This is a genomic window from Glutamicibacter sp. PAEs-4 (assembly GCF_051161755.1).
GTDB lineage: Bacteria > Actinomycetota > Actinomycetes > Actinomycetales > Micrococcaceae > Glutamicibacter > Glutamicibacter nicotianae.
This window is the reverse complement of record NZ_CP195017.1, coordinates 591124-609462: the sequence shown is the minus strand read 5'-3', so window position 1 is coordinate 609462 and position 18339 is coordinate 591124. Positions and strand designations below refer to the sequence as shown.

Here is an 18339-nt window from a genome sequence, read left to right as displayed (position 1 = left end):
ACGTCATGGATAGTGATTATTCACAGAAGGGCCCTTCAACTTTCGCGACGGCCCGGAACGTGAAACGATGAGAGGATGACTGAATCTGTTCCACCAACCATTGACGCCCGCCATTTACTGGCTTTTCTGGGCAACGTTCCTTTCTTCTATGGAAAGAACCTGGCCGCAGAAGCAAATTCCGTGGTTGACGTGGAATTCGATGAGAACACCGGGCAGATCGAGGGCACAGTCACCGATTCCGGCGAAGAATTCTCTCCGATGATCCAGGTCCACTTGGAGGGTGGCGAGTGGAAGATCGAATCCTGCGAGTGCACCTGCGACGCGCCAGGCATCTGCTCTCATATCGCGGCTTTGGCCATTACCTCCAATAAGATCGCCTCCCAGCCTCGCCCGCTGCCGGTCCATGAAGAGAAGCCGGACACCGTGTGGTCAAAGCAAATCGATTCATGGTTCGAGGAGTCCGAGCCGGGCCCGGCTGACGGGCTGCTCGGTTCGCAGCACGATCCGGTGGTGCCGATGGCGCTGCAGTTCCTGCTCTTCGATTCGAAGGACGCCACCCAGCAGCAGCAGTGGATGCCGACCGGGACCATCCCGCACCCAACCCGCAACAAGCGCTTCCGCTTGGGCGTGCGCCCCATGGTCCGCAATGCCGAAGGCCGCTGGGTGCGCGGCCAGCTGCGCTGGACCACCCTGGGCTTCAAGACCTACGGCTGGAACCTGCTGCGTGCACAGCACCATTGGTTCACCCGCTTCGCCTCCATGGCCCGCAGCGACAGCCAGTTGCAGTTCAAGGTGGACGAAGACTGGCTGTTCCTGGACGAGTACGCTTCCGAGCTGCTCTGGCCGCTGCTCGAACAGGCTGGCGAGCTGGGCATTGCGCTGATCACCACCCGTTCCGAGCAGCGCGTGCGGATCGTTGATCCGGCCAGCTTCAGCATGCAGGCCTCCCTGGATGAGCAGCAGCTGCAGCTGGACGGCGTCCTGCACATCGCCGGGCAGGATCTCGTGCTTGATCCGGAGGCGCCCAGCGGTGTCATCGCCGAGCATGGTTTCTATGCGCAGATGGCCCAGCCCGATGAAATCTGGCTGGCTCCAAGCACCGAGCCGGTTCCCGACGCGCACCGCCGCTGGTATATCGACCGCCGCCCGGTCACCGTGCCCGCACCGGAGATCAACGACTTCTTCGAATCCTCCTACCCTCGCCTGGCTCGCCGTTTCGAGCTGCGCAGCGTCAGCGACGAGCTGGTCCTGCCGGATCTGAAACCTCCCTATGTGCACGCCACCGTGGTCTACAAGCGCGAATTCAACGAGAACAAGGAACCGAACGACACCGCCGCGCTGGACTTCCAGATCCGTTACCCGGGGATCCCCAGCGACCAGGAAGTGTACGACGTGGAGGCCGAGGAACTGCTCCAGGCCGCCGTGCATGAGGTGTTCCTGGAGCATGAGGAAGCCGGCAACCCCAACCTGTCGCCGAAGTTCTACGCACGCGATGACACCATTGATTTCGTCACCGAGATCCTGCCCGCGCTGGAGCGCCTTCCGGAGGTCCAGCTCGTCGAGCAGGGCACCCGGCCGACCTTCCGCCAGCTGCGTGAACTCCCCCAGCTGAAGATCAATGCCGTGAATCATGAACGGACCGACTGGCTTGATCTCGGCTTGCTAATCACCGTAGGCGACCATGAGGTTCCCTTCTCGCAGATTGTCGAGGCCATGAGCAATGGCCAGATGAAGCTCCGCCTGCCGGATAACACCTGGTTCTCGCTGAACCACCCGATGTTCGCCAAGCTCAAGGCGCTGGTTGACGAAGCCCAGGCGATGAACGACAAGCCGAAGGAGGGAGACCTGAAGCTGACGGTCTTCCAGATCTCGATGTTCGAAGAACTGGACGAGATGGCTGAAGGCATCGACGGCGCTGACCTGTTCATCGCACGCATGCGTTCGCTGCTCAAGGTCGCCGAGGCCCACCATGCCCAGGTTCCGAACACGCTGGATGCCCAATTGCGTCCCTACCAGGTGGAGGGGTTCCACTGGCTCTCCCGCCTGTACGAGGGCGGCTTCGGCGGCATCCTCGCCGATGACATGGGCTTGGGCAAGACCCTGCAGACGATTGCGCTGATGCTCCATGCCCATAAGCTCTGGGCGGATCCCGAGGCCTGCGCCCAATTGCCGGCGGCCCAGCGTACCCGCCTGCCGTTCCTGGTGGTTGCCCCGAGCTCGGTGGTGTCCAACTGGGAAATGGAAATCAACAAGTTCGCCCCTTCCCTGCGGGTCGTCAGCGTCGAGGGCACGTTGCCGTCACCGCGGCAGCTTCAGGAACTCGCTCAGGACTACGATGTCATTCTCACGACCTACACCCTGCTGCGCCTGAACGACGAGATCTACGAAGCCCAGCGCTTTGCCGGCCTGATCCTCGACGAGGCGCAGTTCGTGAAGAACAAATCCACCAAAGCGCACAGGACCGCCGTGAACCTGCAGACCAATTTCAAGTTGGCAGTCACCGGTACCCCGATGGAAAACAACCTGTCCGAGCTCGGTGCCTTGCTGTCGCTGGTTGCTCCGGCGTTGTTCCTGAACACCACGCGCTTCAATCGCCAGTTCGCCCGGCCCATCGAGGTCTTGGGCGACAAGGAAACCCTCGCCTTGCTGCAGCGCCGGATCAAGCCGTTCATGCTGCGCCGCACGAAGGAATCGGTGGTGCTGGATCTTCCGGCCAAGCAGGAGCAGCAGATTCTGGTGCGCCTGTCCGAAGAGCACCAGCATGTCTACGACACGCATTTGAATCGCGAACGCCAGAAGATCCTGCACCTGGTGGAGGACCTGGATCGCAACCGCTTCACCATTTTCCAGTCGCTGACGCACCTGCGCATGCTGGCCCTTGAGCCGTCCCTGGTGGATCCGGAACTGTCGGATATCCCCGGCTCGAAGCTGGAAGCTCTCTTCGACCAGCTCGATGACGTGGTGGGCGAAGGCCACCGCGCGCTGATCTTCAGCCAGTTCACCTCATACCTGAAGGTGCTGGCCGACAAGCTGGCCGAGCGCGGCGTGAGGTTCGTGTACCTCGATGGCAATACCCGCAACCGTTCCAAGGTCATCGAGCAGTTCAAGGAAGGCGAAGCACCGCTCTTCCTGATCTCCTTGAAGGCCGGCGGCTTCGGCCTGAACCTCACCGAAGCCGACTATTGCTTCTTGCTGGATCCGTGGTGGAACCCGGCCGTTGAAGCCCAGGCGATCGACCGCACGCATCGCATTGGCCAGACTCGGCAGGTGATGGTGTACCGGATGATTTCCCAGGGCACCATCGAGGAGAAGGTTGTGGCACTGCAGGAAAGCAAGCGCAAGTTGATTTCGACGGTGATGGATGAGGCCGATGGATTCTCCAAGGCCTTGACCGCCCAAGACATCCGAGGACTGCTTGAGTAACAGGTTGATTAAATCCGCCGTCTTAGCAGGCGGCTGTCAGCAAAACCCTGTATATTCAAAATGTCCGACGTTGTGCGCTGCGCCACACACTGTGCGCTCGTCGGGCTAGAACCCGGGCGGCTCCTCGTCCGGGTGATACGAACGACTAAGGCGGTAATATCCGTGTCCCTGATTAAATCGGAGACTCCCAGTACCCCCGATGACGACTGGATGAGCGCATCGGTGAGTATCGACAAAGATCGTGTGGTGATTGAAACCAAGCAGGAACGCCTGTCCTTGGAGAATGACCGGCTCCTGGAAAAGATCCGCAGGGTCCTGGCTTCCCCTCTCGAAGAGATTTTCTACAATCCGAAGCACCGGATGCTCCTGATCCCGGGGGCTTTCGCTGCCATCGGCTCTTCATTCCTCAGGATCGACACCGAAGCTGCAGCCGGCCTACGCGGCTAGCCTGCTTCGACTTCATGCCCCAAGCTGCCTACCGGCGGCCTTGGGGCATTTTTGCGTCCGGCAGAGACGGTGCCGGGCGCGGATGAACAGCTCACGGGATTCTTGCCGTCTGAAGCCCCTGCTTGCCCCCCTGGATCCACGGCTTCAGAAACAGAGTTTTCGCTCAGATTCTCCGTTTTCCACCCCGTGGCGGACCGAGTCCTTCGCCACAGTTTGAGTTTTTCGGGCAGTTCGATCCGAGCCTTCGCCGATCGCCCGTTTGCCCTATGCTTCCGTGGCTAATCGGCGGTCGGCACGTCCGCGATCTGGCTATCTGCCCGGGCCCGCATTGGCTCAAGAGAGCCTCTCGATCAGGCAATTAATCTAATTTTTGGTAAACTTGACGATTGTCCGCTTAAGCGTTTCATCGCTCAAAGCCGGTTTTTGACCGGATTTTTGAGTAGAAATCTATCGATTTCGACGAGTCACACGGCGGTCGCAACCAGCTTCAAGGAGCAGAAATTTCGCTCCTCAACATTGTGGACGAGGATGGTCGCCGGCACCGGGACAAGATCAGGAAAGATATGAGGAGTGAAACTATGGAAGCACGAAACTCACGGAAGCCACGGTTCCGCAGAAAACGTCGGCTGAAGGTCGAAGACGTCAACGTTGTCGACGATTCGATGCTCAAGAAAGCCATCGGCGGCACCGTCGTTGGCAACTTGATGGAATGGTACGACGTAGGTGTCTACGGCTACCTCGCAGTGATCATCGGCAAGCTTTTCATGCCTGACACGGTAGACCCTGCCATCCAAACCCTGTTCAGCCTAGGCGTATTCGCCGTGACCTTCGTTGCCCGCCCGCTTGGCGGCGTGATTCTGGGCCAGCTAGGCGACCGCGTAGGACGCCAGAAGATCCTGGTCTTCACCCTGCTCATGATGGCTTTGGCCACGTTCGGCATCGGTGTCCTTCCGGACTACTCGGTATGGGGTGTAGCAGCGCCAATTCTCCTCGTCGTGCTGAAGCTGATCCAGGGCTTCTCCACCGGCGGCGAGTACGCCGGTGCTACTACATTCATTACCGAATACGCTCCGGATAAGCGCCGCGGCTTCTTCGCCTCGCTGCTGGACCTCGGCTCCTACATGGGCTTTGCCTTGGGCGCCGCATTTGTCTCCATTCTCCAGCTGACCCTGAGCGAAGATGTCATGGAAGGCTTCGCCTGGCGCATTCCATTCCTGGTCGCTCTTCCGCTCGGCGTCATCGCACTGTGGTTCCGTTCCAAGATTGAAGACACGCCTGCCTTCAAGGAAGCCCAGGAAGCCGCTAACCGCGCCAGCGACGACGCGCGGAACTCCGCCGATGCTCCGAAGGGCGTCATCGACCTGGTCAAGGCCTACTGGCGCGAATTGCTGACCGGTTTCGTGCTGGTCTCGGCCGCCAACACTGCAGGTTATGCACTGACCAGCTACATGCCTACCTACCTGACCGAGACCCTGAAATACGATCCGGTGCACGGCAACCTGCTGACCCTGCCGGTTCTGGTTGGCATGTCCCTGTGCATCCCGCTGGCCGGCATGCTCTCCGATAGCATAGGCCGCCGCAAGGTCCTGTTCATTGGCTCCGGCTCGGCAGTTGTCCTGGCCATTCCAGCCTTCTTGTTCATGATGCATGGACAAATCTGGTCCACGCTGACGGGCCTTGCCCTGTTGGCCATCCCCGTGGTCTTCTACGTTTCCAACCTGGCTTCGTCGTTGCCAGCCCTGTTCCCCACCGCCTCGCGTTACGGTGGCATGGGCATCTCGTACAACTTCGCGGTAGCCATCTTTGGCGGCTTCGCACCGTTCATCATGCAGGCTCTGGTCACCATGACCAATTCTTCCCTGGCACCTGCCTTCTGGGTCATGGGAACGTCGGTTGCCGGCATCATCGCCGTGTGCTTCTTGAAGGAATCCGCACGCAGGCCGCTTCCGGGTTCGCTGCCTTCGGTGGCCACCGAGGAAGAAGCAGCAGAGCTGGTTGCAACCCAGGAAGAAAACCCTGACCTGGACGTGGAAGAAATCTTTGAGCAGGTTCCTGCGCTCGAAGAGAACTATCAGCAGGAGATTGCAGACGCCAAGGCTGCTCAGTCCTAGGCTAGATAGCCTCTCAATGGGGTTGTGAGCGATAGTGGGGCCGGTTCCAAGTGGAACTGGCCCCACTATCGTTTCACCCGGCTAAAGGGCTATGAGGCTTGGCAGTAGGAATCGTAGGTTGCTTGCGCAGCCCATTGCGCGTTCGCATCTAGCCTCAGCTCGCAGTCAAGGATTCCGAATTCAGCCTCGGACCAGGTATCGAAAACGAGCCTATAGTCGTTTTGCTGATCGTTGAGGCATTGAACGCTATATGTGTAGGTCACCGGGCGCGCTGCCGCGTATCCCACGAGCCCCGCAGACTGCTGGGAGCTTCTGATCAACGATTCCAGCCCTTTGCTTGCATCATAGGGCCGTTCTACGACAGCGGTTTCGGAGACGGCGCCGGCCGCCGTGAGCACTTCATTGACATTGTTCCAGTCAGGACGAGGACTGAAGGTGACAGAGGAGCCAACAGATGCGTCCATCAAAGTATGGCGCATGTCCTGGTCATAGAACTGGTCTACTCGGAGCAGTTGCGGTGCACCACGCAGTTCGCCCTCGCTGGCAATGTACGGTCGATCGCAAGAACTTGCTGAATCTGGGTTCAAAGGCAACGGCCCTTCACTTTTACTGGATTCTGGACTCGTACAAGAAGTCAATGCCAGAGATAGGCACGCAAACGCCGCCCAGTAACTACCGCGCATCGTCGGCAATCCTTCTCTTGAAGACAACGAACTCAATTATTCCAATCAGCATATTGGTCCAGCAGCGGTTTGACTAGTAGATTCCTATTAAATGCGAAACGGCCGCCGTTTCTCCTGATGCTTCAGGAGAAACGGCGGCCGTTCATTCCCGGAAAATATTTCCGGGTATCAGCTACAGTTCAGCGACAGCTTAGAGAGCTGCGTATACTTCGCGCAGCAGGCGGGCGGTCTCCGAAGGAGTCTTGCCAACCTTGACGCCTGCAGCTTCCAGGGCTTCTTTCTTCGCCTGGGCGGTGCCAGCCGAACCGGAAACGATGGCGCCTGCGTGGCCCATGGTCTTGCCCTCAGGAGCGGTGAAGCCAGCCACGTAGCCAACAACTGGCTTGGTGACGTTGGCCTTGATGAATTCGGCAGCGCGTTCCTCGGCGTCGCCACCGATTTCACCGATCATGACGATGGCCTTGGTCTCTGGATCAGCTTCGAAAGCAGCCAGGGCGTCGATGTGGGTGGTGCCGATGACTGGGTCGCCGCCGATGCCGATTGCGGTCGAGAAGCCCAGATCGCGCAGTTCGTACATCATCTGGTAGGTCAGGGTACCGGACTTGGAAACCAAGCCGATTGGGCCCTTGCCGGTGATATTGTTCGGGGTGATGCCAACCAGCGCCTCGCCCGGGGTGATGATGCCTGGGCAGTTAGGGCCGATGATGCGGGTGATCTGGTTGCCGTCTGCGTCAACCTTCGACTGTGCCAGAGCCCAGAACTCAGCGGAGTCCTGCACTGGAACACCTTCGGTGATGACTACGACGAGGCCGACCTCGGCCTCGATAGCCTCAACGACTGCGTCCTTGGTGAACTTAGGTGGCACGAAGACGATCGATACGTCTGCGCCGGTCTCGGCCTTGGCTTCAGCCACGGTGCCGTAAACCTTGATGTCCTGGTCACCGTGGGTCACGGTGGTGCCGGCCTTGCGGGCGTTCACGCCGCCAACAATGTTGGTGCCAGCCTTGAGCATCAGGGCGGTGTGCTTGGTGCCTTCGCCGCCGGTGATGCCCTGGACGATGACCTTGGAGTCCTTGTTCAGGTAAATGCTCATTGTTCGCTAATCCCTCTTACTTCGCTGAGTTGGCGAGCTCGGCAGCCTTGTCGGCGCCCTCATCCATGGTTGCTGCCAGGGTGACCAACGGGTGGTTGGCCTCGGCCAAGATGGCGCGACCCTCTTCAACGTTGTTGCCGTCCAGGCGGACAACCAGTGGCTTGTTCGCTGCGTCACCCAGGGTGTTCAGCGCGCCGACGATGCCGTTTGCGACAGCGTCGCATGCGGTGATGCCGCCGAAGACGTTGACGAAGACCGACTTGACCTGTGGGTCGTTCAGGATGACGTCAAGGCCATTGGCCATGACCTCGGCTGATGCGCCACCGCCAATGTCCAGGAAGTTCGCTGGCTTCACGTCGCCGTGGTTCTCGCCTGCGTAGGCGACAACGTCCAGGGTGGACATGACCAGGCCTGCACCGTTGCCGATGATGCCGATTTCGCCGTCCAGCTTGACGTAGTTCAGGCCCAGGGCCTTTGCCTTGGATTCCAGAGGATCGGCTGCGCCCTTGTCCTCGAGCTCTTCGTGAGCTGGGTGGCGAACCTCGGATGCGTTGTCATCCAGGGAGACCTTGCCGTCCAGCGCAACGATGTCGCCGGCACCGGTCTTCACCAGTGGGTTGACCTCAACGAGGGTGGCATCCTCTTCCTTGAAGACGGTCCACAGGGTCTGCAGGGTTTCTGCAACCTTGCCGCGCAGTTCTTCTGGGAAGCCTGCCTCGGCGACGATCTCTGCTGCCTTGTCAGCGTCGATGCCAACCAGCGGATCAACAGCAACGCGGGCCAGAGCTTCTGGGCGCTCCTCAGCCAGTTGCTCGATCTCCATGCCGCCCTCTACCGAGCACATTGCCAGGTAGTTGCGGTTTGCACGGTCCAGCAGTACCGAGAAGTAGAATTCCTCGGCAATGTCGGCGCCCTGAGCGATCATGACCTTGTTTACGGTGTGGCCCTTGATGTCCATACCGAGGATGTTGGAAGCGTGCTCGAAAGCTTCGTCGGCGGTCTTAGCGACCTTGACGCCGCCAGCCTTGCCACGGCCGCCAACCTTGACCTGTGCCTTAACTACTACAACGCCGCCGATCTTCTCAGCTGCGGCTTTGGCTTCTTCCGGGGTGTAAGCGACGATACCGGCAAGCACGGGAACGCCGTGTGCCTCGAATAGATCGCGCGCCTGGTACTCATACAGGTCCACGGGTTTGTGTCCTTCGTTCGAAGTTCATGCTGACTCGCGGCACGGCCACAGACCGAAATCCATGCCATGCCATAGAGAGCGCACCGCAACTACCGGGACGTCGTAAGGCGCCGTAGCCCGTGCGCACCTCTCAGACTATCCCGACTTTCGCAAACTTCCCACTTTTACAGCATGTAGAGAAACCTGAAAACCCAGTCGGGAAGCATCAAGATGTGACGTGTAAAACAGTCAACGCCTGCAGGCTAGTCCACGATTTCCAGCGGTGCATAGCGCAGCAAAAGCCGCTTCTCAGAGTCCGGGAACTGCACCTTGGCCACGGTCTTGTCTCCTGCACCTTCCAAAGCAATAACAGTTCCCAAGCCAAACGAAGAATGCTTGACGCTTTGCCCGACTTCAGGGATGGTGATGTCCTTGTTCTGCACGACGCGTTTCTTGGACACCGGAGCGGCGTTGTGCCCGCGCACCGGTTGCGGCGACGCCGAACCTGCACCCCAATGGCTGCCGCGGTCATATCTGCTGGTGGCGAAATTCACCGCTGCGTTACCGTAACCGAAGCCCATTCCACCGCCAGAGCCCTCGCGTTTCCAGTCGATGAGCTCGTTCGGCACCTCTTCCAGGAACTGGCTCGCCGGGTTGTATTGGGCCTGTCCCCAGAGGCTGCGCTGCTCGGCGCGCGTCAGGTACAGGCGTTCGCGGGCACGGGTCAGCCCGACATAGGCCAAGCGGCGCTCTTCGGCGAGTTCCTTTTCGTCGGTCATGGAACGCTGGTGCGGGAAGACGCCGTGCTCCATGCCGGTCAGGAAGACCACCGGGAATTCCAGACCCTTGGCGGTGTGCAGGGTCATCAAGGTGACCATGCCTTCCTGCGCGGCCATGGCCGCTCCCTCGTCATCGCTGGGCGCCTCCGGGATCTGGTCGGCATCTGCGACGAGAGCCACGCGCTCCAGGAAGCCTTCGAGGCCGCCTTCAGGTTCTTCGTTCACGTAATCGCGGACCACGGCAACCAGTTCGGCGAGGTTCTCCACACGCGACTCATCCTGCGGATCCGAGGAGAGCCGGAGAGTTTCCAGGTATCCGGTCTGCTCAAGCACCGCTTCAAGGGCTTCTGCCGGGCCCGAACCCTCCGCCACGGTCTTCAGGTCATCCATCATGGAGACAAAGGCTGCGGTCATCTTGATTCCGCGGGTTCCCAGCCCCGGCGCCTCGTCGGAACGGCGTAAGGCTTCCATGAAGGAAATCCGGTCCCGTTCAGCCAGCGCCGCCACGGCGCCTTCAGCACGGTCGCCGATGCCGCGCTTGGGCTCATTGAGAATGCGGCGAACGTTGATGTCATCGTCCGGGTTCACCAGGGCGCGCAGGTAGGCCAGCGCGTCCTTGATTTCCTTGCGGTCGTAGAATCGGGTGCCGCCAACGACGCGGTACTTCAGATCCACGCGCATCAGCTGCTCTTCCAAGGCACGCGACTGGGCGTTCGTGCGGTAGAAGATTGCCACATCGCCCGGGCGGACATCCTCGTCATCGTTCAGACGCAGAATTTCTTCAGCAATCCAGCGTGCTTCGTCGGATTCGGATTCGCCGACATATCCGGTGATCTTCTCGCCGTCGCCGCTGGCAGTCCACAGCTTCTTGTCGTTGCGGTCGGGGTTTCGCTTGATGACCTCGTTGGCGGCCGACAGAATGGTCTGGGTGGAACGGTAGTTCTGTTCCAGCTTGATGGTTGCCGCGTTCGGATAGTCCTTTTCGAAGTCGACGATGTTGCGGATGTCGGCACCGCGGAAGGCATAAATCGACTGGTCCGAGTCGCCGACCACGGTCAGTTCGCCAGGCACGGTGTCGCCTTCGGCGCCGGTGAGCTCACGCACCAGCGAATACTGTGCGTGGTTGGTGTCCTGGTATTCGTCAATGAGCACATGGCGGAACCGGCGGCGGTAGCTGTCGGCCACTCGCGGGAACGCACGGAACATGTAGACGACCTGTCCAATCAGGTCGTCGAAGTCCATGGCGTTGGCGGCGCGCAGGCGGCGGGTGTATCCGCGGTAGACCTCGGACACGGCACGCGAGAACGGATCATTGGTGTTGATCGTTGCCGCGTAGTCCTCCTCGTCAATCAACTCGTTCTTCAGCGAGGAAATCTTGTGCGCAATTGCCTTTGGAGTGAAGCGCTTCGGGTCGATCTCCAAGGACTTGGCGACCAAGGTGATCAGGCGCAGCGAATCAGTGGAGTCGTAGATCGAGAAGTTGGATTTCAGCCCAATGGTGGCCGCTTCGCGACGCAGAATACGCACGCATGAAGAGTGGAACGTCGAGATCCACATCTTCTTCGCCTGCTCGTCGCCGATCAGCTCAGCGGCTCGTTCGCGCATCTCGGCAGCGGCCTTGTTGGTGAAGGTGATCGCCAGGATTTCGTGCGGCCGAGCGCGTCCGGTCGCCAAGAGATAGGCAATGCGGTGCGTCAGCACACGGGTCTTTCCGGAACCAGCGCCAGCCACGATCAGCAATGGTCCGCCGGCATAGCGAACTGCTTCTTCCTGCTGCGGGTTCATGCCGACCAATAGCTCCTCGGCAGTGGGCATGGCCTGCTGTGCGGAATCCGGGGCGAAATCATCAAAAAGGAAATCCATGATGTAGCCAGTCTACGTGGAGCGCCGGACACTTTTCAGTGAGCGCGGGAAAGCCCGCATCGCTGGCCGGGCATAATAGAAGATATGGCAAAAAAGGTCAGGAAAAGCAAAGAGTATCGCAAGCCTGCGCAGTTCAGTGAGCAGCCGAACCAGTCGCAGGGTCCTAGCATGGGGCCAGGCAAGGTGCAGAGCACCTCCCACGAAAACAAGTCAAACCCGATGCTGCTCATCTCGGTGGGCTTGATCGTATGCGTTGCCTTGTTCGCGTACTACCATCTGCTCACGATGGTGCAGATGAAGGACCTCAGTGATTCGCTGTCGATGCCCGATCAGCGGATTTTCGGCTACACGACCAGCGATATAGAAGCATTGCGCGGCGCCATGGATGATGACGCTGTCGGCCAGCTCAACTACCTGCATAAGACCGCGGGTTTCCTCTTTCCGATGTTTACCGCAGTGTTCTCCATGCTGTTGTTCATCCGCTGGATCCCCAACCGCCAGATGCGTTGGCTGGCTTGGATTGCCCCCTTGGGCTTCGCGGCCATTGATATCTGGGAGAACTTCGCCATTGATGCCCTGTTCACTGGAGACTTGAGCAGTGGAGCCGTCGTATTGGCATCGATCCTCACGACGATCCGCTGGGCACTGCTGGTCATCACCGCCGGTCTTGTCATAGGTCTGGGTGCTCTTCGTGCCAATCGTGCGCTCAAGGCAAAAATGCTTGCGATTCGCGAAGGCACGGCCTGAGCCGTGGCGTGAGAATTACGCCCAGCACGCCCTAGTAAGATAGTGTTGTTGGTGTTTTCACGCCCATGCCTCTGTAGCTCAGTAGGATAGAGCGACCCTCTCCTAAAGGGTAGGCCGTCGGTTCGATTCCGGCCAGGGGCACCACTGAAGCCTTGTTTCCAGTCTTGCGATTGGGAACAAGGCTTTTGCCGTAGCTACGGCAGCAAGCGCTGAGGGTACGTTCCATGCGGAACGTACCCTCAGTGCTTGAAGTTGGCTGTTGCTTAGCGCAGCAGCAGTGCGGTCGCCTTCGGCGACAGCGAGGCATCCATGACTACGCAAGCGCCACCGATGGCACCGACGTTGGAGCCGAGCTCGGACGTGCGGGTCTCGATTTCATGCACTCCGCGCAAGGCGAAGCGGCGGCCAATGGCATCCTGGACTTGATCATCGACCAGTTCGCGCACCTTTTCCCACTGCGGTCCGCCGAAGACAACTTCGCGCACGTCCAGCGAGTTGGCCAGCTGGCCGGCAACTTCGCCAACCTTGATCATGATCTCGGTGACCAGTTCCTTGGCGACCTTGTTTCCTTCATGGGCCAGCTCGTAGAGGCGGTTCATGCCGGCAGCGCGCTGTTCCGGACCAACGATTTCGAAGCTCGGCAGTTCCAGACCGCGCTCCTTGGCCTGGGCGGCGATGAATTCGTAGGAGGTGCCTGCGGCGAGGCAATCATCTGCACCGCATTCCTCGCAGGCCACAGATTTGTGACCGGTCGAGTAGTGGCCGATTTCGCCTGCGTTGTTGCTCGCACCATGGTGGACGTCGCCGTTGAACACGAGACCAGCGCCGAAGCCGTGTCCGCAGTAGATGAAGACGAAGTCGTTGTTCTTCTCTTCCTTGGACTGCCACAGTTCGCCAACTGCCGAGGCAATGGTGTCCTTTTCGATGATGACCTGCAGGCGCAACAGCTTGCGCAGCGGGTTCACCAGTTCAACATCTGCCCAGCCATCGAGCAGCGGCGGGTTCAGCACCACACCTTCTTCGACGTTTACTGGACCCGGAACTGCAATGCCGACGCCGACAATGTGCTTCTTTGGCACGCGGATCTCAGCAATGAGCTCCTTGACGGTGGTTGCCATGAGCTGGACAGTTTCGGTAGCAACTTCAAGGTTGGGAACTTCGATGCTGCGTTCGCGCAGGACTTCACCGCGCAGGTTCATCGCAACAAAGGTCAACACGCTAGGATCTAGGTGGATGCCAATGGAAACGAGACGGTTGCCTTCGAGCTCCAGTACGGTGCGAGGCTTGCCTGGGCCGGAAACGATAGTGCGGTCTTCTCGAACAATTCCGTCATCCAGCAAGCGGCGGACAACGTTGGAAATGGTCTGCGGCGACAGGCCAGTCGAACCGGCCAGTTCAACGCGGCTGATTCCTTCCGGTGCCCGTCGAATCGACTCGAGAATTACGGCTTGGTTGAAGTCTCCCAAGCGCCCTAGATTTGTACCCCGTCGCATTTATTGCTCCATAGATCTGTAAATTTGATGGATCGATCTTTCATTTCCAATGTTTTCGGTAGTCATCAATACCGCGGTTAGATACTGCGAGTAAATTAACCTTGATCAACTAGAACTAAAACCGTTGGAGATCCAATTAAGCACGTTACCATCTCTAACTCATATAAACACGCGATATTGTGTTTTGGTGAAGAAAAATTTGACGATCTCAGCGGCCTGTTTAATCAACAACCATGGAGAAATCCTGCTCGTACGCAAGCGCGGGACAACCATGTTCATGCAACCTGGCGGCAAGCCGGAGCCTGGGGAATCCGCGTTACAAACTATCATTCGAGAAATTCGTGAAGAACTGGGGCTGAGCTTCACCGCTGACGAACTGCGCTTCGACGGCGAATGGATCGGGCCAGCAGCCAACGAAGACGACACCTCGATCCACGCAACTTTGTACAGTGCGGCTTTCCATGGCGAGCTCGCCCCGCTGGCAGAACTGGAAGAGCTGCTCTGGATCGACCCGCAGGCCGCGTTGGAACGCGAGGATATAGCTCCCCTGCTGCGCGACCACGTCCTGCCGCTAGCAATCGAGCGAAGCAAGAAGTAGGTCCCACACGGCCTAGCTGAAGGCCGCTGGGCCAGCGGCTAGCAGCTAGCAGCTAGCTAGCATGCAGGTATTCGTCCCACGCCGCGTCAACATGCTGCAGTCCCGAAACCAGATGCCCGGCAACCCGTGGACGATGCGGCGTAATGCGCAATTGCCATCCCAACTGCGAGAGCATCTTGTCCGCTTTGCGGCTGTTGCAATGCAGGCAGGCGGCCACGAGGTTCTCCCAAGTGTTCTGCCCGCCCCTGCTGCGCGGTATCACGTGGTCAATCGTATTGGCTGCTTTGCCGCAATAGGCGCAGGTGAAGGAGTCCCTACGTAAAACGCCCCTGCGGGTGACATGTTGCATGTCCCGGTAGGGGCGTCGTACATAGCGTTTCAGCACGATGACAGTTGGCCGCGGTAAATCTCCTTGAGAACTGCGAACGGGTGCGAGATCGTCTTGGAGGACGATGCTCGCTTTCTCGGTCATGACCAGCACTAGCGCTCGACGGAACGTCACTACTGCCAGTGGCTCGTATCCTGCGTTTAATACCAATGTTCGCATTGCTCGTACTACCTTCATGAACCGATGGCTACCATCTGGCATTGATGGAGCTCGCGTTCTGCTCGGAGTGTCTCTAAGCGCTAGCCTATGCGATGCTTTCGGTTATTGGTGGGTATCTCGCCAAGAAATTGTCTTCTTTTCATCACCTTGACGCCCATAGTTCATCTGTTTAAACGAACATAGGCCATCGGATGTCTTTCTCATCCGATGGCCTATGAAAAGTTTTCGTGCTTAGCCAGCCAAGGTGTAGTAGCCGTACAGCGGGTTGCGCGAAACCGAGTGGATCATGGTGTCCACGGTTGGGTTCTGCGCACCGATCATCTGGCCGCCACCGAGGTAGATGCCAACGTGGCCGCCACCGTTCTGGAATACCAGGTCGCCTGGCTTAGGGTTGCTGGTGCGAACGAACTGGCCGGATCCGAGGATGGCCGAGGTGCCGCGAGCAATGTTGATGCCGTGCTGTGCGTAGACGTACTTGACGAAGCCGGAGCAATCCCAGCCGCTTGGGCCGTTGCCGCCCCATACGTATGGAACTCCAACGTACTTGGCAGCGGTTGCTGCGATGCCCGAAAGGTTGGAAGTCTGAACCTTGGTTTCAGCCTTTGGCTGGGCCTGCTGCTGTGGAGCCGATTCCTGTCCACCCGAACGGCTCTGACGAGTCATTGGTGCCATCGAATCCGAGCTGCCCGAGTTGCTGTTGCGGGTAGTCGGGGTGATGTCATTCGAAACTGCGATGACAACTGGCTCTGGCTTCTCTTCAGCAGTGAAGCTAGCGCGCTCGATCTCGACGTCAGCCTTCTTGTCGGCAGCAACCTTCACTGCCTTGACTGCGACACGCTCTGGGTTGATGGTGTCGACAGGCGCTGCGGAAACGTCACGTGGTGCGGTTGCCTGACCTGGCACACCGAGAGTAACGATCAAGCCGGATGCTGCTGCGACAACGGCTGCCTGGCGTCCCACCGAGCCAGCGTTGGATGCTACGGCCTGTGAAATCGCCTGTAGCGAATTAGTGCGTGGTACGTCGGCGCGGCGACGTCCGCGTGCATGACTCTTGGTCAAAGTATTGCCTCTCCTTGATACCTACGAGGTAAGCTGTCGGGTTCGAAGTGGAGTTACCTCGGTGGATTCGAAGTTGCCTTCTCTATCCACTTCACCCCTAGGGTTGTCAGCCAAAACTAACCACCCGATATTGGTTCCCCCGCCACTGCCGTACGAGTTGTGTATAACTACTCATTGCGTGTTGGCAGTGCTCGGTTCTCACGCAATGATGCCCAGGGATCCCCATGGCACGCATACAAGACTATAGGAAGTTTTTTGAAATGTCACGTTTTGATCACGGAATGGTGACGAACGTCGTTATAACCAACCTGCTGGGTCTTTGAACTGGCCGTTAACGATCACTTCAAAGTGCACGTGAGGTCCGGTCGAGTTGCCGGTGCTGCCAGCCAATGCAACGACGTCACCGCGCTTAACCTTCTGACCGACCTTCACAACCAGCTTGCTGTTGTGGCTGTAACCGGTCTCCAGGCCGTTGCCGTGGTCAAGCGTGATCCGGTTGCCGGAGTGCCCGGCCCAGCCGGATACGGTCACTACGCCGTCAGCTGCCGCGTACACCTTGGTACCGCTCGGCACACCGTAATCGGTACCGCTGTGGATCATGAATCCAGGACCGGTTGGGTTCTTGCGGTGCCCGAACGAAGAGGTGATGCGCTGCGTAGTAACTGGCGCAGCAAGCAGACCCGAAGTGTCCTTGATAGCCGTGATGCTACCGCCCGAGGCGGTCATGACCTCGGCGAATTTCTCTTCCTTGGCAACCTCGGGGTTCAGCTCCGAGGTCAAGGCTGCGCGCTCGACGGACAGTTCCGCATTTGCAGTTGGCGCCTTGACATCCACAACTGCGGAAGTGGCGGTGCGCTGAGCGGCAATCTCGCCAGCCGTGTTCTCGCCCGCACCACCCGAAAGCTGCGGGGTTACGGCAGCCAGCGCCAAGCCCGAAACTGCGGCGACAGCTGCCACCTTGTGGGCGAAGCCGCGGTGGGTGGACTTCTGTGCCTTCGACTTCAGGCTCGAAATGAATGCGACATTGCCTGCAGCCTCAACCGCTGCAGGGGTGCTCGCAGTCGCTTGAACAGCTCCTGGCAAGGCAACGACATTGCTCGCGGTGTCCTTGCCTGCAAGCAGGGCCTGGTTAGGCGCAACGCCGTAGCGCTGCATGGAGTCGAAGCGTCGACCAACAAAATCTGCATGGACCGGCTTGACCGGTGCAATCATCGGGACGGTGGCAGCAGCTCGTGCTGCCCGGCGCCCGCCGGTGCGCTCGATCGTCGAAGCGGTGACTTCTGCAATCACATCTACTTCAACGTCGGCAGCGCGGCGACGTCCCGCAGTCTTGGTTTCTACCAAAACATTCCTCTCACTGTTGCGCCTACGAAGTTAGCTGTCGGGTTCGGCTACAGAGAATCAGCCGGCCTGCTTCACGCAGAACTTCACCCCAAGACGCTTGCACGCCGGAAAGTGGGTCCCCCGTTATTGCCCTCAAGATTTGGTGACCGTTTCTGGCGCAGGGCAACACTAGGCGGTCGCACCAGAAATGGATAGAGCTAGCTAGTTCGCTAGCTCCGATGATTAACGCTACCTGTCAACGCCGAAAGTTACAATTTCGTTATCTTTTCAGGGACTTTACAAATACGTGGGCACTGACCTCAACCGGCAGCTCCAGCGCGCCTTCGATGCCATCCACACGCACTACAACGTAGTCGTCGGCGCGCTCCAAGGTGACAATCGCACCCGGGCGGATTCCACCTTCGTTCAGTTGTCCGAGCAGGATTGGGTCGGTTTGGATCGGTTCGGCCAGACGCTCGATCGCCACCGGGCCGACGTTTCCGGACAACAGCGCGTCATCCAAATTCTCGACCTCATGTGAGATTTCGCCCACATTAGGGCCACCGAGGACTTCCAGACCCGGAATCGGGTTGCCATATGGCGACACGGTTGGCTTGCCAAGTAGGTCGAAGAGCCGGCGCTCAACACGCTCACTCATGACGTGCTCCCAGCGGCACGCTTCATCGTGCACGTATTCCCAGTCCAAGCCGATGATGTCCGAGAGCAGGCGCTCCGCTAAACGATGCTTGCGCATCACGCCCGTGGCCAATTCGTGACCTTTCTCGGTCAACGCAAGGTGGCGATCGGTGGATACGATAACCAGGCCGTCGCGCTCCATGCGCGCAACCGTCTGCGACACAGTCGGGCCCGAGTGGCCAAGACGCTCTGCGATTCGGGCACGCAGTGCCACGATCTCCTCTTCTTGAAGCTCAAGAATGGTACGCAGATACATCTCGGTTGTATCGATAAGATCAGACACAGCAGCCGCTCCTGGAAGTCACAACA

The 18339-nt window shown here is 59.0% G+C and carries 14 protein-coding genes, 1 tRNA gene and 2 riboswitches; of the genes, 6 read left to right on the top strand and 9 right to left on the bottom strand.

Annotated elements, in window-relative coordinates; genetic code table 11:
• The first annotated feature begins 75 nt into the window (after positions 1-75).
• The 3 genes from ACR9WD_RS02910 to ACR9WD_RS02900 all read left to right on the top strand — a co-directional run bounded on the left by ACR9WD_RS02910 (position 76) and on the right by ACR9WD_RS02900 (position 5981).
• The gene (locus ACR9WD_RS02910) at positions 76-3423 is read left to right on the top strand and encodes an SNF2-related protein (protein WP_434922659.1); all 3348 of its coding nucleotides are present in this window, start codon (positions 76-78) and stop codon (positions 3421-3423) included.
• 162 nt (positions 3424-3585) lie between these two features.
• Complete coding sequence (locus ACR9WD_RS02905; protein WP_434922658.1) at positions 3586-3870, top strand: hypothetical protein; 285 nt, start codon at positions 3586-3588, stop codon at positions 3868-3870.
• A gap of 578 nt (positions 3871-4448) precedes the next feature.
• Positions 4449-5981: an MFS transporter gene (locus ACR9WD_RS02900; RefSeq protein WP_434922657.1), complete on the top strand. Its 1533-nt coding sequence runs from the start codon at positions 4449-4451 to the stop codon at positions 5979-5981.
• 89 nt (positions 5982-6070) lie between these two features.
• Here ACR9WD_RS02900 and ACR9WD_RS02895 read toward each other — a convergent pair whose 3' ends face one another.
• From ACR9WD_RS02895 to pcrA, 4 genes are all read right to left on the bottom strand, one after another.
• On the bottom strand, positions 6071-6568 hold the full coding sequence (locus ACR9WD_RS02895) for a hypothetical protein (protein WP_434922656.1): 498 nt from the start codon (positions 6566-6568) through the stop codon (positions 6071-6073).
• 286 nt (positions 6569-6854) lie between these two features.
• Complete coding sequence (sucD, locus tag ACR9WD_RS02890) at positions 6855-7757, bottom strand: succinate--CoA ligase subunit alpha (RefSeq protein ID WP_128471406.1); 903 nt, start codon at positions 7755-7757, stop codon at positions 6855-6857.
• Between the two features lie 16 nt (positions 7758-7773).
• Positions 7774-8946: an ADP-forming succinate--CoA ligase subunit beta gene (sucC, locus tag ACR9WD_RS02885; RefSeq protein ID WP_038990033.1), complete on the bottom strand. Its 1173-nt coding sequence runs from the start codon at positions 8944-8946 to the stop codon at positions 7774-7776.
• Positions 8947-9188: 242 nt separating this feature from the next.
• Complete coding sequence (gene pcrA / locus ACR9WD_RS02880) at positions 9189-11567, bottom strand: DNA helicase PcrA (protein WP_038990034.1); 2379 nt, start codon at positions 11565-11567, stop codon at positions 9189-9191.
• Positions 11568-11735: 168 nt separating this feature from the next.
• Here pcrA and ACR9WD_RS02875 point away from each other — a divergent pair, with 168 nt between their 5' ends.
• Together ACR9WD_RS02875 and ACR9WD_RS02870 are read left to right on the top strand one after the other, a co-directional pair.
• Positions 11736-12314 carry a hypothetical protein gene (locus ACR9WD_RS02875; RefSeq protein WP_128471405.1) on the top strand — a complete coding sequence of 193 codons (579 nt, stop codon included), beginning with the start codon at positions 11736-11738 and terminating at the stop codon, positions 12312-12314.
• Positions 12315-12381: 67 nt separating this feature from the next.
• Positions 12382-12458: transfer RNA gene (locus tag ACR9WD_RS02870), tRNA-Arg, on the top strand.
• Between the two features lie 119 nt (positions 12459-12577).
• Here ACR9WD_RS02870 and ACR9WD_RS02865 read toward each other — a convergent pair.
• The gene (locus ACR9WD_RS02865; RefSeq protein ID WP_073706489.1) at positions 12578-13807 is read right to left on the bottom strand and encodes an ROK family transcriptional regulator; all 1230 of its coding nucleotides are present in this window, start codon (positions 13805-13807) and stop codon (positions 12578-12580) included.
• Positions 13808-14006: 199 nt separating this feature from the next.
• On the opposite strand from ACR9WD_RS02865, the gene ACR9WD_RS02860 reads away from it, so the two are divergent.
• A complete protein-coding gene (locus ACR9WD_RS02860; protein ID WP_434922655.1) occupies positions 14007-14405 on the top strand; it encodes an NUDIX hydrolase in 399 nt (132 codons plus the stop codon).
• Positions 14406-14457: 52 nt separating this feature from the next.
• On the opposite strand, the gene ACR9WD_RS02855 is transcribed toward ACR9WD_RS02860, so the two are convergent.
• The 4 genes from ACR9WD_RS02855 to ACR9WD_RS02840 all read right to left on the bottom strand — a co-directional run bounded on the left by ACR9WD_RS02855 (position 14458) and on the right by ACR9WD_RS02840 (position 18313).
• The gene (locus tag ACR9WD_RS02855) at positions 14458-14952 is read right to left on the bottom strand and encodes an HNH endonuclease (RefSeq protein ID WP_038990036.1); all 495 of its coding nucleotides are present in this window, start codon (positions 14950-14952) and stop codon (positions 14458-14460) included.
• 231 nt (positions 14953-15183) lie between these two features.
• Entirely contained in the window at positions 15184-16011 is an 828-nt protein-coding gene (locus ACR9WD_RS02850) for a C40 family peptidase (RefSeq protein ID WP_038990037.1), read from the bottom strand.
• A gap of 3 nt (positions 16012-16014) precedes the next feature.
• Positions 16015-16185: riboswitch (cyclic di-AMP (ydaO/yuaA leader) on the bottom strand.
• A gap of 123 nt (positions 16186-16308) precedes the next feature.
• Complete coding sequence (locus tag ACR9WD_RS02845; protein WP_052253564.1) at positions 16309-17355, bottom strand: M23 family metallopeptidase; 1047 nt, start codon at positions 17353-17355, stop codon at positions 16309-16311.
• A gap of 4 nt (positions 17356-17359) precedes the next feature.
• Positions 17360-17510: riboswitch (cyclic di-AMP (ydaO/yuaA leader) on the bottom strand.
• Positions 17511-17614: 104 nt separating this feature from the next.
• Positions 17615-18313: a metal-dependent transcriptional regulator gene (locus ACR9WD_RS02840; protein WP_038990038.1), complete on the bottom strand. Its 699-nt coding sequence runs from the start codon at positions 18311-18313 to the stop codon at positions 17615-17617.
• Positions 18314-18339: the final 26 nt, after the last annotated feature.

Coding starts and splice junctions, on each gene's coding strand:
- ACR9WD_RS02910 (WP_434922659.1), top strand. CDS start 76: ATGACTGAATCTGTTCCACCAACCATTGACGCCCGCCATTTACTGGCT.
- ACR9WD_RS02900 (WP_434922657.1), top strand. CDS start 4,449: ATGGAAGCACGAAACTCACGGAAGCCACGGTTCCGCAGAAAACGTCGG.
- sucD (WP_128471406.1), bottom strand. CDS start 7,757: ATGAGCATTTACCTGAACAAGGACTCCAAGGTCATCGTCCAGGGCATC.
- pcrA (WP_038990034.1), bottom strand. CDS start 11,567: ATGGATTTCCTTTTTGATGATTTCGCCCCGGATTCCGCACAGCAGGCC.
- ACR9WD_RS02875 (WP_128471405.1), top strand. CDS start 11,736: ATGGGGCCAGGCAAGGTGCAGAGCACCTCCCACGAAAACAAGTCAAAC.
- ACR9WD_RS02865 (WP_073706489.1), bottom strand. CDS start 13,807: ATGCGACGGGGTACAAATCTAGGGCGCTTGGGAGACTTCAACCAAGCC.
- ACR9WD_RS02855 (WP_038990036.1), bottom strand. CDS start 14,952: ATGCGAACATTGGTATTAAACGCAGGATACGAGCCACTGGCAGTAGTG.